At 68.0% G+C, this 15688-nt stretch carries 12 protein-coding genes; 10 read left to right on the forward strand and 2 right to left on the reverse strand.

The genetic code is table 11. The features are described 5' to 3' along the window. Positions 1–68 precede the first annotated feature (68 nt). From FSZ13_RS06470 to FSZ13_RS06490, 5 genes are read left to right on the forward strand one after another with little or no spacing between them, the layout of a single operon-like run. Positions 69–1304 (forward strand): membrane-targeted effector domain-containing toxin, encoded by a 1236-nt coding sequence (locus FSZ13_RS06470; RefSeq protein ID WP_145478623.1) that lies wholly within the window; start codon positions 69–71, stop codon positions 1302–1304. Between the two features lie 58 nt (positions 1305–1362). Then, entirely contained in the window at positions 1363–1770 is a 408-nt protein-coding gene (locus FSZ13_RS06475; protein WP_145478625.1) for a DUF2946 family protein, read from the forward strand. A 55-nt stretch (positions 1771–1825) separates the two neighbouring features. Further along, positions 1826–3172, forward strand: a complete 1347-nt coding sequence (locus FSZ13_RS06480) for a TolC family protein (RefSeq protein WP_145478627.1) — start codon at positions 1826–1828, stop codon at positions 3170–3172. Beyond that, positions 3169–4152 (forward strand): efflux RND transporter periplasmic adaptor subunit, encoded by a 984-nt coding sequence (locus tag FSZ13_RS06485; protein ID WP_145478629.1) that lies wholly within the window; start codon positions 3169–3171, stop codon positions 4150–4152. Before FSZ13_RS06480 ends, FSZ13_RS06485 begins: the two co-directional genes overlap by 4 nt. A gap of 37 nt (positions 4153–4189) precedes the next feature. Then, positions 4190–7351: an efflux RND transporter permease subunit gene (locus FSZ13_RS06490; RefSeq protein ID WP_186308892.1), complete on the forward strand. Its 3162-nt coding sequence runs from the start codon at positions 4190–4192 to the stop codon at positions 7349–7351. A gap of 88 nt (positions 7352–7439) precedes the next feature. Here FSZ13_RS06490 and FSZ13_RS06495 read toward each other — a convergent pair whose 3' ends face one another. Together FSZ13_RS06495 and FSZ13_RS06500 are read right to left on the reverse strand one after the other, a co-directional pair. Continuing rightward, the gene (locus tag FSZ13_RS06495) at positions 7440–8141 is read right to left on the reverse strand and encodes an NYN domain-containing protein (RefSeq protein ID WP_145478633.1); all 702 of its coding nucleotides are present in this window, start codon (positions 8139–8141) and stop codon (positions 7440–7442) included. 407 nt (positions 8142–8548) lie between these two features. Next, positions 8549–9760 carry a glycosyltransferase gene (locus FSZ13_RS06500; protein WP_145478635.1) on the reverse strand — a complete coding sequence of 404 codons (1212 nt, stop codon included), beginning with the start codon at positions 9758–9760 and terminating at the stop codon, positions 8549–8551. A 303-nt stretch (positions 9761–10063) separates the two neighbouring features. Here FSZ13_RS06500 and rpmB point away from each other — a divergent pair, with 303 nt between their 5' ends. From rpmB to uvrD, 5 genes are all read left to right on the forward strand, one after another. Beyond that, on the forward strand, positions 10064–10300 hold the full coding sequence (gene rpmB, locus FSZ13_RS06505; RefSeq protein WP_005411638.1) for a 50S ribosomal protein L28: 237 nt from the start codon (positions 10064–10066) through the stop codon (positions 10298–10300). A 10-nt stretch (positions 10301–10310) separates the two neighbouring features. Continuing rightward, positions 10311–10478, forward strand: a complete 168-nt coding sequence (gene rpmG, locus FSZ13_RS06510; protein WP_170272460.1) for a 50S ribosomal protein L33 — start codon at positions 10311–10313, stop codon at positions 10476–10478. A 95-nt stretch (positions 10479–10573) separates the two neighbouring features. After that, positions 10574–11992 (forward strand): cardiolipin synthase, encoded by a 1419-nt coding sequence (gene cls / locus FSZ13_RS06515; protein ID WP_145478637.1) that lies wholly within the window; start codon positions 10574–10576, stop codon positions 11990–11992. Between the two features lie 40 nt (positions 11993–12032). After that, positions 12033–13430 (forward strand): FAD/NAD(P)-binding protein, encoded by a 1398-nt coding sequence (locus tag FSZ13_RS06520; protein WP_145478639.1) that lies wholly within the window; start codon positions 12033–12035, stop codon positions 13428–13430. A gap of 64 nt (positions 13431–13494) precedes the next feature. After that, positions 13495–15687 (forward strand): DNA helicase II, encoded by a 2193-nt coding sequence (uvrD, locus tag FSZ13_RS06525; protein ID WP_145478641.1) that lies wholly within the window; start codon positions 13495–13497, stop codon positions 15685–15687. Position 15688 lies beyond the last annotated feature (1 nt).

Consider the following 15688-nt stretch of genomic DNA (forward strand, 5'->3'; position numbering starts at 1 on the left):
GTGGCAACAGATGACTAGGCTGGTCACGCGCGCCCGATGGCGCGCGTGACCCCTCAAGGAGCCTGACCATGCTGGATGCCCTGGCCGCACTGAAGTGCCGCGTTCTCTCCCACTTGCCCGCACGCGTTCAACGCCGCCACCCTGTTGCGCCGCTGGTCGCGCTGCGCAATGCGGACGGCAGCCCTGGAGCGCGCAGGCGCGACGCCGCCGTGTATGACGGCGTGGTTTGCCAACGGCCGGCAACACCCGATCGACTGCAGCGTTTCGCGCTCCCGGCTGACCGGGCCGCGGTGGTGGCGGACCTGCACCATCAGTATGGCAAAGCGCTGTACGACGACTTCCAGATGCCACCTGGATCGCCCGAGCGCGTCGCACTCGACAACTTCTGCAGCAAGCGTGCGCACCTGGTGGATGCGGCACTGACCCGCCCCATGCGGGCGAGCCGCACACGTGACTGCCCCGACCTCGCACCCGCCCGCCGCCAGGCCGACCTGCTGCGTCAGTTGCTGGGAAATGCCAAGGGCCTGGTGCTGGGCGAAGTCCACGCGCAACAGGGCAGCAAGCGCCTGCTGATCGATCACATGGCACTGCTGCGTCACCTTGGCGTAGATACCCTCTACATGGAGCACCTGCAGGCCGACCTGCACCAGGCCGACCTGGACCAGCTGCACCGGCATGGCATCTATACTGGAGCACTGCAGCGCTTCCTGGCCGAACAGGACCACGGACACCACATGCAGGTGGAAAGCGGCAACACCTTCAGCAATGTGGTTGATGCTGCATTCAATGCGGGCATACGCGTGGTGGCGCTCGATCTGATGAGCAGCTACCACCTGCACGGGGTAAAGGTGCCCGCGGGCCACCCCGAGGAAACCGGGCTGGATCTGCGCACCAAGCTGTTCAATCACGTGGCGGCGCTGCGCATACGACAGGACCAGCTGGACCAGGTCGGCAAACCCGGTCCGCAGCGCTGGGTGGCCTTGGTGGGCAACGCACACGCCGGTACCTTCAACGGCATTGCAGGCATCGCCGAGCGGATGGAAGTGCAGAGCCTGCGCATGGAAGACACCAACCCGAGCTGGAGCGACGCGTTGAAGGTCGGCCACGATCCGGGCCGAACCGTGGAACCGGACGCATGGCGCGCCGGTGGCGAACTGCAATGCGACTACCTGCTCAAGGTGCCCGTTACCCCGGGCCGCGACCAGCGCGAAACGCCGGCACCCTGCACCGCCAGCGAGGCACGGCAGCGTCGTCAGGACCGGTGGGCAGCCGCCGCGCCCCCCCCACCGCAGAGCCGCGCATGAACCGCCAGCCGCGCTGCGATTGTGTAACGGGCACCGGCGTCGCTACCCTGCGCCGATGATGTCCCGCCTGCGCCACCGCCTGTCGATGCCGATCCGCCTGCTGATGCTGGCGGTGGTGCTGTTCGGCACGGCCGGTGGCGCGCTGGCGGCGGCATTGGGTGACCTGCACGCGTTGTCGCATGCCGGGGGCCCTGGCCTTGCCCATGCGTTGTCGCACACCGCGTCGGCCGAGCGTGCCGTGGTGCCCGGCGAAGGCACGGGCACCGGCGATGAAGACGGCAGCGAGCGCCTGCTGCATGCGCTGGTCCATTGCGGGCACTGCCATGGCCACGGCGGCGTGCTGCCGCTGGCCGCGTCGGCCTGGTCGCTGCCCGCCGCACCGGCGCATGCCGTGCCGGTCGGCCTGACCGCACAGCTGCTGGCACAGCCGCCCGAGAGCCTGCTGCGCCCCCCGATAGCGGTGTGATGCCACGCGGCGGCCTGCCGCGGCTTCACCTCTGAACCGCTTTCTGGAGATTCCCATGTGGATGCGTCTGGCAGCCGTTGCTGCCATTGCGTTCGTGCCGTGCGCGTCTGCGCAGGGCACGGCGCCCCTTGCCCCGTTCTTTGATTCCCCGCCCGCGGCTGTGTCGTCGTCGGCACCCCCGTTGACCCTGGAGCAGGCGATCGCCCGCGTGGCACGCCAGCACCCGGACCTGCGCCTGGTGGATGCGCAGCGCCCGCTGCTGGAGGCCCGCCTCGACGCCGCCGCGTTCGGTCCACCGCTGTCGGTCGGCGTGGAGCTGGAAAACGCGCTTGGCAGCGGCAACACCCGCGGCTTCGATGCCGCCGAGCTGACCGTCACCCTGGCCGGCGTGCTCGAGCGCGGTGGCAAGCTGGATGCGCGCCGCGTGCTGGCCCAGGCCAACCTGGATGCCCTGGCACCGCAGCGCGAAACCGCGCGCCTGGACCTGTTGGCCGCGGTGGCGCAGCGCTACCTGGCCATCACCGAAGCGCGGGCGCGGCTCGCCATTGCCGAAACCGATATCGACCAGCGCCGACGCGCAGTGGCCGCGGCGCGGGTGCGGCTGCAGGCCGGCGCATCGCCCGAATCGGTGCTGATGACCGCGCAGGCCATGCTGGCGCAGGCGGAAGTGGATCGCGATCGCGCCAGGCAGGCGGACCGCGCTGCGCGCGTGGCCCTGGCAGCGCTCTGGCGTGAACGCGAGCCCGGCTTCGATGTGGTCAGCGGTGACCCGCTGCGACTGCCGGTGCTTCAGCCGTTCGATGAGCTTGCCCGGGAGCTGCAACGCACGCCGGAACTGGCGGTGCTGGCGGGCGAGCGCCGCGTACGCGAGGCGCAGCTGCAGCTGGCGCGGACCCTGCTGCGCCCGGACGTAAGTTGGCAGCTGGGCGTGCGCAACAGCCGCGACAGCGGTGATACCTCGCTGGTGGGGGGCTTCAGCCTCCCGCTGGGCAGCGTGCGCCGCGCCGATCCGGATATCCGCGCGGCGGAGGCCGAGCTGGCGCTCAACGGCGTGGAGCGCGAAGCGCGCGCGCTGCAGCTCTACGCCACGCTGGCGGAGGCGCATGGGCGGTATGAAACGTCGCGGCTGGAGGTCAACCGGATGGCGCGCGATGTGCTGCCGCAATTGAAGCGCGCCGAGAATGCCGCCGAAAAGGCCTGGCGTGCCGGGGCCATCAGTTACATGGAATGGGCCCAGCTGCAGGCCATGCGCATCGAAGCGCGGCAACGCCAGCTTGAAGCCGCCATGGCGGCACAGACCGCCCTGATCGAACTGCAGCGCCTCACCGGCCAAGGCCTGCTCGCTGACGCCCCGCAGGCTACTGCCGATACAGCCATGCCGTCCACGGAGGACCGCCGATGAACATCTCCATTGCACGCGTGCTTCCGCTTGCCGCGCTGCTGTCCTGCCTGCTGACGCTGCCTGGCTGTGGCAGGGACGACCCGGCTGCCACGGCTGGCACCGCCGATGCCGGACACGGCGAGCCCGGTCACGCCGAGGCCGGCGATGACCACGATGACGCAGCGGACAGCACCACCATCCCCGCCGCCATGGCGGAACAATCCGGTATCCGCGTGGCCCCGGTCGCCGCCGGTACCATCGCCGACGAACACGACGTGCAGGGCCTGCTGACCCCGGTCGACGGCCGCGTGGCCCAGGTGATGGCCCGCTTCCCCGGCCCGATCCGCTCGCTGCGCGCCAACGTGGGGGATCGCGTCCAGGCCGGTCAGGTGCTGGCCAGTATCGAAAGCAACCTCAGCCTGACCACCTACACGGTCACTGCGCCGATCGGCGGCGTGGTGCTCGCGCGCCAGGCGCAGGTGGGCGGCGTAGCAGGCGAGGGTACGCCGTTGTTCGAGATCGGCGACCTGTCCACGCTGTGGGTGGACCTGCACATCTTCGGCAACGACACCCAGCACATCACCGCCGGCGTGCCGGTCACGGTGTCGCGCATGACCGACGGCGTCACCCAGGCCACCACGCTTGAGCGCGTGCTGCCCGGCACGGCCACGGCCAGCCAGAGCACCGTGGCCCGCGCAACGCTGCGCAACGACGATGGCCTGTGGCGCCCGGGCGCGGCGGTGAAGGCCCGCATCGTGGTCGCGACCCGACCGGCGGCGCAGGTGGTGCCGCTGGCCGCGCTGCAGACGCTGGAAGGAAGGGACGTGGTGTTCGTGCGCAATGGAGACACCTACACCGCGCGCCCGCTGCGCCTGGGTGCACGCGATGCCAACCAGGTCGAGGTACTGGAAGGGCTGGCACCGGGCGACCAGGTGGTCATCGAACAGAGCTACGTGGTGAAGGCCGACATCGGCAAGGCCGGGGCGTCGCATGAACATTGATCCCTCGGCCGGTTCCGCCGGGCGCGGCCGCGCCGGCCTGCTCGAGCGCATCATTGCCGGCGCCATCGCGCAGCGCTGGCTGATGATGGGCTTGACCCTGGCGTTGATCGCGGTGGGCGCATGGAGCTTCACCCGGCTGCCGATCGACGCCACCCCGGACATCACCAACGTCCAGGTGCAGATCAATACCGCCGCCCCCGGCTACTCGCCGCTGGAAGCCGAGCAGCGCATCACCTACCCGGTGGAAACGGTGATGGCCGGCCTGCCGCGGATGGAACAGGCGCGCTCGTTGTCGCGCTACGGGTTGTCGCAGGTCACCGTAGTGTTCGAAGACGGCACCGACATCTACTTCGCGCGGCAGCAGGTGGCCGAACGCCTGCAGCAGGTGAAATCGCAGATCCCGGGCGGCCTGGACCCGCAGTTGGGGCCGATCTCGACCGGCCTGGGCGAGATCTTCATGTACACCGTCGACGCCGACCCGTCGGCGCGCAAACCCGATGGCACGGCCTATACCGCGACCGACCTGCGCACCCTGCAGGACTGGGTGATCCGCCCGCAACTGCGCAACGTGCCCGGCGTGACCGAGGTCAACACCATCGGCGGGTTCCAGCGCCAGGTGCACATCACCCCGGACCCGGCGCGACTGCGCGCGCTCGGCTTCACCCTGGAAGACGTGGCGAAGGCCGTGGAAAGCAACAACCAGAACGTCGGTGCCGGCTACATCGAACGCAACGGCCAGCAGTTCCTGGTGCGCATTCCGGGACAGGTGGCCAACCTGGAGGAGATCGGCAACATCGTGCTGGCGCGCCGCGAAGGCGTGCCGATCCACGTCCACGATGTCGCCGACGTGGCCGACGGGCCCGAACTGCGCAGCGGTGCCGCCACCCAGGACGGCCATGAAGTGGTGATGGGTACGGTGGTGATGCTGATCGGTGCCAACAGCCGCGAGGTCGCGCAGGCGGCCGCCGCGCGACTGCAGCAGGCGCAACGCAGCCTGCCGGAAGGTGTCACCGTCACCGCCAGCTACGACCGCACCGCGCTGGTGGACCGCACCATCCAGACCGTGGCGAAGAACCTGGTGGAGGGCGCACTGCTGGTCATCGTGGTGCTGTTCCTGCTGCTGGGCAACTTCCGCGCGGCGCTGATCACCGCGGCGGTGATTCCGCTGGCCATGCTGTTCACCCTCACCGGCATGGCCCGCGGCGGGGTCTCGGCCAACCTGATGAGCCTGGGCGCGCTGGACTTCGGCCTGATCGTTGACGGCGCGGTGATCATCATCGAAAACTGCCTGCGCCGCTTTGGCGAACGCCAGCACGCACTCGGCCGCGACATGACCCGCGAAGAGCGCTTTGCCGAAACCGCCAGCGCCACCGCCGAAGTGATCCGCCCGAGCCTGTTCGGGCTGGGCATCATCACCGCGGTGTACCTGCCGATCTTCGCGCTGTCGGGCGTGGAAGGAAAAATGTTCCACCCCATGGCCATCACCGTGGTGCTCGCGCTCAGCGGCGCGATGGTGCTGGCGTTGACCTTCGTGCCGGCCGCCATCGCGCTGTTCCTGGGCGGCCGCGTGCAGGAAAAGGAAAACCGGGTGATGGCCTGGGTGCGCCGGCGCTACGAACCGCTGCTGGCGTTCGCGCTGCGGCGCGGGCGCTGGATGGTCGGTGCAGCGCTGGTGCTGGTGGTCGGCTGCGGCCTTCTGGCCACCCGGTTGGGAAGCGAGTTCGTGCCCAACCTGGACGAAGGCGATGTGGCCATGCACGCCATGCGCATTCCGGGCACCAGCCTGACCCAGTCGATCGACATGCAGAAGCGCATCGAAAACCGGCTGGTGCAGTTCCCGGAAGTGAGCACGGTGTTCTCCAAGATCGGCACCCCGGAAGTGGCCTCCGATCCGATGCCGCCCTCGGTGGCCGACACCTTCATCATGATGAAACCGCGCCGCGACTGGCCGGACCCGCGCAAACCGCGTGCGGCGCTGCTCGCCGAGCTGGAAGCGGCGGTGGAGCAGCTGCCGGGCAACAACTACGAGTTCACCCAGCCGATCCAGATGCGCACCAACGAGCTGATCTCCGGCGTGCGTGCCGACGTGGCGGTGATGCTGTTCGGCGATGACCTCGACACCCTGTTGAAGGTGGGCAGGCGTATTGCCAGCGTGGCCGGCAGCGTGCCGGGCGCGGCGGATGTGCGGGTGGAGGAAACCAGCGGCCTGCCGCTGCTCACCGTCACCCCCAACCGCAGCGCGCTGGCCGGCTACGGGCTCAACCCGGGCCAGGTGCAGTCCACCGTGGCCACCGCAGTCGGCGGGCAGGTCGCCGGCCAGCTGTTCGAGGGCGACCGCCGCTTCGACATCGTGGTGCGCCTGCCCGAGGCGCTGCGCCAGGACCCGGCCGCACTGGCCGACCTGCCGGTATCGCTGGCCCCGGCACTGGAGGGCGATGCCGACGAATCCAGCCAGGCCGGCGGCTGGACCAGCGGCACCGCGCGTACCGTGCCGCTGCGCGAGCTGGCCACGCTGGCCAACAGCGAAGGGCCGAACCAGATCAACCGCGAAAACGGCAAGCGCCGCATCGTGGTCACCGCCAACGTGCGCGATCGCGACCTGGGCAGTTTCGTCAGCGACCTGCAGCAGGCGGTCAACCGTGATGTGCAGGTCCCCAGCGGTTACTGGATCGAATACGGCGGCAGCTTCGAGCAGCTGATCTCGGCCAGCCAGCGGTTGGCGGTCGTGGTGCCGGTGACCCTGATCCTGATCTTCGCGCTGTTGTTCTGGGCATTCGGCTCGGTCAGGGACGCGGCCATCGTGTTCAGCGGTGTACCGCTGGCGCTTACCGGTGGCGTGCTTGCATTGGCCGCACGTGGCATTCCGCTCTCCATCTCCGCAGGCGTCGGCTTCATCGCGCTCTCGGGCGTCGCGGTGCTCAACGGCTTGGTGATGATCAGCTTCGTGCGCAGCCTGCGCGAGGGCGGCATGCCCCTGGCCGATGCGGTACGCGAAGGCGCGCTGGGCCGGCTGCGTCCGGTGCTGATGACCGCCCTGGTGGCCTCGCTCGGCTTCGTGCCGATGGCCTTCAACGTCGGCGCCGGCGCGGAAGTGCAGCGCCCGCTGGCCACCGTGGTGATCGGCGGCATCGTCTCCTCCACGCTGCTCACCCTGCTGGTGCTGCCGGTGCTGTACCGCTGGCTGCACAAACCGAGGTAGAGCCGGCCTCTGGCCGGCTTCCACCTAAGCCAAGAGCAAATCTGGGCACTGGTAGATGGCCAGAGCCCAGATTCCAGACGCTGCTTCGTCACCAATGATCTGGCTTCACCAGAGGACGCTTTCCTGTGTGTATACGAGAAGGGAGCTGACACGCCTCAAGCTCTTCGTCATGGATGTGACTGCGAGTCCAGTCTGCGTGCTTGGATAGGGACGACATGACATTCCGATGGGACCGGGTACCGGACTCCGGAGGCGGTCGTGGAGTTATCACTCCAATACGGATTCCGGGAAAGTCTTCTCTGATCGCACGGAGTACAGGCTCAACGTCGCTGTCATTGGAACAGATGACCAACTGCGAGAACCTGCCAGAGAGGGCGTCCCGATACATCGCCAAAGCGATGTTCACATCCGTCTGCTTCTCGTCCAGCCGCCATACCTTGACGCGATCTCGCCGGTTGAAGCGCGCACCTTCAACGTACCGAGGCATGCTGACACCGCAGCGGTCATGGGTATGAGTTCCCATCGTCTTGCAGAATCGCGGTCCGTGCTTCATCTCATGGACGCGTAGATATCTGTTCTGGGCTTCGGTGGAATCCGTTCCATGCGTGGCGAAGTTGGCCAAGCAGAAGGCGCTGAAGTAGCGGACAACCTCCACCTGGCTATCGGGAGCCTGCTTCCGAACAACACCGTCGAACAATGAGACCAAGTCCACCCATTTGTAACGGGTGCCGCGGATACGACCGTAATAGAGGTTGTAGCCGTCAATGTACACGGCAGTAGATCCGCCCATCTCGATTCCTATTCGGGCAAGAAAAAACCGCCTCGCGGCGGTTTTTTCAACCCAAGCCGCTTGGCCAACTTAATGACGGCTGCGAGGGCGAGGTCGTGGGATCATTAGATCAGCGGTTTAAACGCCAGTCAATGCAATCCATCGCACTTCAATTCGCCTGTTCAGAAAGCAACAGGCCCTCGGGTCCGTCATCGGTTCTTGAAGGATGACCTTCAAGGGTCTCGGCAGTGCAACGCGTCGGCATTCGCCTATCCCGCCAATGGCTGAGGAAAGTACAGAGCATCTGACTTCGCAGCGCGACCATCCTGTTTACAAGGTCCGATCAGCAGCGCCGCGCGAATGCTGGCACATGCTGTGAGGTGCTGCATCACTGCCCGACGCAACTGGCTCAGATGCGGCGCTTTCGTCTACCGGGATGACAGTAACTGCTCGATGACATCGACAGCGACGGATACGCCATCCTCGCCTGCCATCGCATTTCCGAGCGTTGTCGCCCGACTGATGACATCGGAACGTCCGGCAAACGCAATCGCTTTCACCAGCGTGTCGTGATCCAGCCGCTTCTGCGACAACGGCGCAGGCGCCACGCCCAAGGCCTGCAACCGTGCCGCCCAGAAGAACTGATCTGCCGCAAGCGGCATGACCAAAGACGGCACGCCTGCACGACAGGCAGAGTGCGTGGTGCCGCTGCCGCCATGATGGATGACCATCGCGCAGCGCGGGAACAGTGCTTCGTGCGGAGTAGGCCCAACCACGAATACGTTCGCACGCAACGGTCCGTCGGGCACGCCGGCCCAGCCAGGGAACAATAACGTGCGTCGCGGTGCCAACGCCTGCAGCAGTGACGGGATCACGCTCCGATCGAAGCCCGTCATGCTGCCAAATCCGACATGGACCGGGGCAGGGCCCGCGTCCAGAAACGCCTGGAGAGCAGGCTCCTGTTGCCAGTCCACATCCTGCGCGCGCCACTGCCCGCATACATGGTGATTGGCCGGCCAGTCCGCAGGCGGCGGCATCAGGCTCGACGAGATGCCGTACAGCATCGGCAGGTCGCGCCATAGCGAATGTCGCGCCGGCATGCCCAGCGCCCGTCGTGCGTCGTTGATGGGTGCGCGGAAGGTGCGCCACACCGCCTGGTTGACCAGCCCGTAGCTGAGCCGGTTGAGCACGCCAGGCAGCCGCAGTCGCGGCAGGAACGGGGAGGGAAACGCATGGGTCGGCGTCAGCGGAATCATTCCGGTGCCAATGGCCGGCACTCCGTGGTGCTCGGCCACCGTCATGCCCACGAAGGCGGCGAGCCCGCCCGTCAACACCGCGTCGCAACCGGCCGCGGCCGCGTCGGCCTGTCGCATCCATGCCGGCACCAGCCGCTGCGCCATCCGCGCCAGGCCCCGCGAGGCCGCCGCCATGTTGTTGCCGCGCGACACCAGCGCAACCACTTCATCATGGATGTCGCCCTCCAGCGCCGCGTGGGGAACGCCCAGCGCCTGCGCGCCGCCGAGCGTGCCGCCCTCGGCCAACACCATCACCTCGTGTCCCGCCGCCTGGAGGCCGTGGCACAGCATCACCAGAGGACGTGTGTCGCCTTCGGTTCCATAGGTTATTGCCAGCAGACGCATCGATGACCTCCAGGGGCGAGCCTCCAGTATCTCCAGCGGCTGCGACCCTGCCGTGTAGAGGCGGCTCGTCCATTCAGCCAGCGCCACGGGCAGGTCCGGGCTGGGGACTTGCCCGGACAGGCCCTCTCCGGCATAATGCGCGGCTCGCTGTGTCTGGATTCGTCCGGATTGGTGGCCGGGAACACGTCATCCGGCCTGCCCTCGTCAGCGTAACCCTTTGATTCTCATGACGTGTGGCGGGAAACCGCCGAGGCCGCCGTCGCCCGGGCTATGGGCTGACACATACTTTCATCGAGGTGCGCAATGTCCCGCGTATGCCAAGTTTCCGGCAAGCGAGTGCAGACGGGTAACAACGTCTCGCACGCCAACAACAAGACCCGTCGTCGTTTCCTGCCCAACCTGCACGAGCGCCGCTTCTGGGTCGCCAGCGAAAACCGCTGGGTCAAGCTTCGTGTTTCCGCGCATGCACTGCGCACCATCGACAAGAACGGCATCGATTCCGTTCTGGCTGAGCTGCGTGCGCGCGGCGAAAAGGTCTGAGGAGTAGACGATCATGGCAGGCAAGCGCGATAAGGTCCGTATGATTTCGACCGCCGGTACCGGTCACTTCTACACGACCGACAAGAACAAGAAGAACACCCCCGGGAAGATGGAATTCTCGAAGTACGATCCGGTCGTGCGCAAGCACGTCCCGTACAAGGAAGGCAAGATCAAGTAATCCCTTACCGGATTGCTCGATGCCCACGAAAAACCCGCCTCCACGGCGGGTTTTTTGTTGGCAGAATGGGGGGACACCCCCAAACGGGCGAACCGATGCTGTTCGAATGGCTGCTGGGTTCCTGGTTGTTGCTGCTGGACTGGCTGATCCGGTTGGCCGCGCTGTTGTGGATTCCCAGCCGCACCACCCCGGGCGCGGCGCGCAGCTGGCTGCTGCTGGTGGGCTTCGTACCCTTGTTGGGGCTGCCGCTGTACCTGCTGTTCGGCCACCCTTGGCTGTCGCGCCAGCGCGTGCAGCGCCAGGCCGAGGCGTCGCAGGTGATCCGCGAAGAACAGGCCCTGCAGCCCCCGCTGCGCTGGACGCCGCGGGCCGACACCGCCACCGCCGAAATGGTCCCGCTGGTCGAACGCCAGGGCGATTTCATGCCGGTGCACGGCAATGCGGTGGAGCTGCTGACCGACTACGACGCCTCGCTGCAGGCATTGCTGGACGACATTGACCAGGCCCGCGACCGCGTGCACCTGCTCTATTACCTGATGTTCGACGACGCCGTGGGCGACGCCATCGTCGATGCCCTGCAACGTGCCGCCGCACGGGGTGTGCAGTGCCGCCTGCTGCTGGATGCGGTGGGTGCCAAACGCGGCCTGCGCCGCTATCGCCACCGCCTGCAAGCGCTGGGCGTGGACGTACGCGCCATGTTGCCGGGCGGGCTGCGCTGGCGGCGCAGCGGGCGCATGGACCTGCGCAACCACCGCAAGATCGCGGTGATCGACAACCGGGTGGGCTACATCGGTTCGCAGAACCTGGCCCAGCCCGGCTTCGTGCCCGGGTTTCCGAACCGCGAACTGGTGGCGCGCGTGCGCGGTCCGGCGGTGGCGCACCTGGAGGCGGTGTTCGCCAGCGACTGGTACATGGAGACCGGCCAACGCCTGGAGGTGATGATGGTGGAGCCGGTCTGCGCCGATGACGTGCCGACCCAGCTGCTGCCCAGCGGCCCGGCGTATCCCTTCAGCAACGCGCGCGATGCGGTGAATGCGCTGATCCACCTGGCGCGCCGCCGCATCGTATTGGTCACGCCGTACTTCGTGCCCGACGAAGCCACGCTCAGCGCACTGCGCATCGCCGCGTTGTCCGGCGTGCAGGTGCAGTTGATCCTCTCGGCCAGCAACAACCAGCGCCTCACCGCGTGGGCGCAGGAGGCGTACTACGACGAACTGCTGCGCGCCGGCGTGCGCATCGCGCTGTACGAACCGCACTTCCTGCACGCCAAGCACCTGACCGTGGACGAGGACATCGCGCTGGTCGGCTCGATCAACCTGGACATCCGCTCGTTCGCGCTGAATGCCGAGATCGGCATGCTCTGCTACGACGCAGGGCTGGTGCGACAGCTGATCGAGATCGAGAACGAGTATCTGCGCCAGTCCCGCACGGTCGAGCTGGCCACCTGGCGCCAGCGCCCTGCATGGAAGCGCAGCCGCGAGGGCATCGCGCGGCTGGCCGATGCGCTGATGTAGCGCAACGGATGGTCCACGCGCATGACCTACAATGCAGCGCATGACCGCACCTGATTCCACCCGCCAGGCAGACCTGGCCATCGTCGGCGGCGGCGCGGCCGGCGCCCTGGTCGCGCTCAACGCGCTGCGCAGCGCCAGCGCCGCACTCCACGTGGTGCTGTTCGAACCGGCCTCCACGGCGGGCCAGGGCATCGCCTATGCCACGCCCTGGCCGGAGCACCTGCTCAACGTGCCGGCCGGCAAAATGACCGGCCTGCCGGACCAGCCGGGCGACTTCCTCGACTTCCTGCTGCAGGCCGACGCGGTGCCGGGCGTGTCGCGCGCGGAACTGGCCGACACCTTCGTTGCGCGCCGCCACTACGCCGCATACCTGCAGCAGCGCCTCGAGCAGGCCCAGGCGCAGAGCCCGGCGCGTCTGCAGGTGGTGCATGAGGCGGTGGTCGCATTGCACCCGAAGGCGTCGCTTAACGTGCTGGCGCTGGCCGACGGCAGCAGCTGGCAGGCCCGGGGTGTGGTGCTGGCCTGTGGCAACAGCATGCGCCCGCTCCCGGTGCCCGGTGCCGACGCGCTGCCACCCGGGCGGGTCGTGGATGCCTGGGATTACGACGGCGTGCGCATGCTGGCCGGCGCCGGCGACCTGGCGATCATCGGTTCCGGGCTGAGCATGGCCGACAGCGTGGTGGCACTCGCTGCCGCCGGGCATCGCGGCCGCATCCACGTGCTGTCGCGGCACGCGCTGCTGCCGTTGCCGCACGCGCATGGCGGCATTGCCCGCTTCGATCCGCAGCCGCTGCTGGCCATGCCGCTGCGTGCCCGGCTGCGGGCGCTGCGCGCCCATGCGCGTGAGGCGGCGGCGCAGGGCGTGCCCTGGCAGGGCGTGATGGACCGCATCCGCCCGTTGGGCCAGGCCCTGTGGCAGAGCCTGGATGGCGCCGACCAGCGCCGTTTCCTGCGCCACGTGGTGCGCTACTGGGATGTGCATCGCCATCGCATCGCCGAATCCGTGCACGCGCAGGTGGATGCGCTGGAACGGAGCGGACAGCTGCAACGCCATCGGGCGCGGCTGGGCACGCTGCTGGTACAGGGCAGTACCCTGCAGGTGCACGCGCACGGCGCGGCCGGCGCGCTGGCGCCACTGAACGTCGGCGCGGTGATCAACGCCACCGGCGTGGAGACGCGCGCGCTGGCGATGCGCAACCCGCTGCTGCAGCAGCTGCTGGCCGACGGCCATGCGCGCCCCGGACCGCACGGGCTGGGCCTGGACAGCGACGTGGACGGCGCCCTGCGCGATGCGCAGGGGCAGGCGCAGCCGGGCGTGCAGGTGGTGGGCAGCCTGCGCATCGGTACGCTGTGGGAAAGCCTGGCCATTCCGGAGCTTCGGAGTCAGGCGCAACAGGCCGCCAAAGCTGCGTTGACGCGTCACGACCCACGGTCGTGACCTACCGTGAACGGGTTGCCCGGGCCGCCCCCCCCCGGGCGGGTCGGCGGGGTAAAATGACCGCATGGATGTCTCCCACTTGCTCGACGGGCTCAACCCCGCCCAGCGCGAAGCTGTGTCCGCCCCGCCCGGCCACCATCTGGTGCTTGCCGGTGCCGGTTCCGGCAAGACCCGCGTACTGATCCACCGCATCGCCTGGCTCAACGAAGTCTGCGGCGTGCCCATGCATGGCATTTTCGCGGTGACCTTCACCAACAAGGCGGCCGGCGAAATGCGCCACCGCATCGATGCACAGTTGCCGCAGGGCAGCCGCGGCGCGTGGATCGGCACCTTCCACGGCCTGGCCCACCGCCTGCTGCGTCTGCACCACACCGAAGCCAAGCTGCCCGACAGCTTCCAGGTGCTCGATTCGGACGACCAGCTGCGCATGGTCAAGCGCGTGGTGCAGCAGCTGGAGATCGACGACAGCAAGCATCCGCCCAAGCAGATCGCGTGGTGGATCAACGAGCAGAAGGACGAAGGCCGGCGTCCGCAGCACATCCAGCCCGAGCCCAACGATGCGTGGCTGGAGACGATGCGGCAGGCCTATGCGGCCTACCAGGAGCGCTGCGACCGCGCCGGGCTGGTCGATTTCGCCGAGCTGCTGCTGCGCGCGCACGAACTGCTGCGCGACAACCCGGCGCTGCTGGCGCATTACCGCTCGCGCTTCCGCGAGATCCTGGTCGACGAGTTCCAGGACACCAACGCCATCCAGTACGCCTTCGTGCGCGTGCTGGCCGGCGACAGCGGGCACGTGTTCGTGGTCGGCGACGACGACCAGGCCATCTATGGCTGGCGCGGCGCCAAGGTCGAAAACGTGCAGCGCTTCCTGAAGGACTTCCCGGGCGCGCAGACCGTGCGGCTGGAGCAGAACTACCGCTCCAGCGCCAACATCCTGGGCGCGGCCAACGCAGTGATCGCGCACAACCCGGACCGGATCGGCAAGGAGCTGTGGACCGACAGCGGCGACGGCGAGCCGATCGACCTGTACGCGGCCTACAACGAAATGGACGAGGCGCGCTACGTGGTCGAGCGCGCGCGGCAGTGGGTGCGCGACGGCGGCAGCTATGGCGACGCCGCCGTGCTCTACCGCAGCAACGCCCAGTCGCGTGCGTTCGAAGAAGCGCTGCTCTCCGAGCAGGTGCCGTACCGCGTGTACGGCGGCATGCGCTTCTTTGAACGTGCCGAAATCAAGGACGCGCTGGCCTACCTGCGCCTGATGACCAACCGCAACGATGACGCCGCCTTCGAGCGCGCGGTCAACACGCCCACCCGTGGCATTGGCGACCGCACCCTGGACGAGGTCCGTCGGCTGGCCCGCAGCCAGGCGATTTCGCTGTGGGAAGCCACCATGCTCACCACCCAGGGCAACGAACTTGCCGCCCGCGCGCGCAACGCGCTGGCCGGCTTCCTCACCCTGGTCAACCAGCTGGAGCACGAAGCCGGCGAGATGACCCTGGCCGAGCGCATCGACCACGTGCTGATCCGTTCCGGCCTGCGCGAGCACTGGTCGAAGGAAAGCCGCAACGCGCTGGATTCGGAATCGCGCGCGGACAACCTGGACGAACTGGTGTCGGTGGCCTCGCGCTTCACCCGGCGCGAGGATGATGTCGAGGAAGGCGCCGAGAACATGAGCGAGCTGGTCGCGTTCCTGTCCTACGCCTCGCTGGAGGCGGGCGAAGGCCAGGCCCAGGCCGGCGAGGAGGGCGTGCAGCTGATGACCCTGCACTCGGCCAAGGGCCTGGAATTCCCGCTGGTGTTCCTGGCCGGCATGGAAGACGGCCTGTTCCCGAGCGCGCGGTCGCTGGAAGAAAGCGGCCGGCTGGAGGAAGAGCGCCGGCTGGCCTACGTGGGCATCACCCGTGCGCGCCACAAACTGGTGCTCAGCTACGCCGAATCGCGCCGCATCCATGGCCAGGAAAACTACAACGTGCCGTCGCGCTTCCTGCGCGAGATCCCGCGTGAGCTGCTCAACGAAGTTCGGCCCAAGGTGCAGGTCTCGCGCGGTGCCTCGCTCGGTGCCAGCCGCCCGGCCAGCCACGCCGCGCTGGAGGCACCCCCGCTCAAGCTCGGCGCCCTGGTCACCCACGCGAAGTTCGGCGAAGGCATGGTCACCGACTACGAAGGAAGCGGCGCGCATGCGCGCGTGCAGGTGGAGTTCGCCGAGGCCGGCAGCAAGTGGCTGGTGATGGCGTACGCCAACCTCACCGTGATCTGAC

This window comes from Stenotrophomonas rhizophila, assembly GCF_007667275.1.
Lineage (GTDB): Bacteria > Pseudomonadota > Gammaproteobacteria > Xanthomonadales > Xanthomonadaceae > Stenotrophomonas > Stenotrophomonas maltophilia_AE.

Bases quoted from the DNA above. Each gene is read 5' to 3' on its own strand.
- FSZ13_RS06480 (WP_145478627.1), top strand. From the start codon at position 1,826: ATGTGGATGCGTCTGGCAGCCGTTGCTGCCATTGCGTTCGTGCCGTGC.
- FSZ13_RS06485 (WP_145478629.1), top strand. From the start codon at position 3,169: ATGAACATCTCCATTGCACGCGTGCTTCCGCTTGCCGCGCTGCTGTCC.
- FSZ13_RS06470 (WP_145478623.1), top strand. From the start codon at position 69: ATGCTGGATGCCCTGGCCGCACTGAAGTGCCGCGTTCTCTCCCACTTG.
- FSZ13_RS06475 (WP_145478625.1), top strand. From the start codon at position 1,363: ATGTCCCGCCTGCGCCACCGCCTGTCGATGCCGATCCGCCTGCTGATG.
- FSZ13_RS06500 (WP_145478635.1), bottom strand. From the start codon at position 9,760: ATGCGTCTGCTGGCAATAACCTATGGAACCGAAGGCGACACACGTCCT.
- FSZ13_RS06495 (WP_145478633.1), bottom strand. From the start codon at position 8,141: ATGGGCGGATCTACTGCCGTGTACATTGACGGCTACAACCTCTATTAC.
- cls (WP_145478637.1), top strand. From the start codon at position 10,574: ATGCTGTTCGAATGGCTGCTGGGTTCCTGGTTGTTGCTGCTGGACTGG.
- FSZ13_RS06520 (WP_145478639.1), top strand. From the start codon at position 12,033: ATGACCGCACCTGATTCCACCCGCCAGGCAGACCTGGCCATCGTCGGC.
- uvrD (WP_145478641.1), top strand. From the start codon at position 13,495: ATGGATGTCTCCCACTTGCTCGACGGGCTCAACCCCGCCCAGCGCGAA.
- rpmB (WP_005411638.1), top strand. From the start codon at position 10,064: ATGTCCCGCGTATGCCAAGTTTCCGGCAAGCGAGTGCAGACGGGTAAC.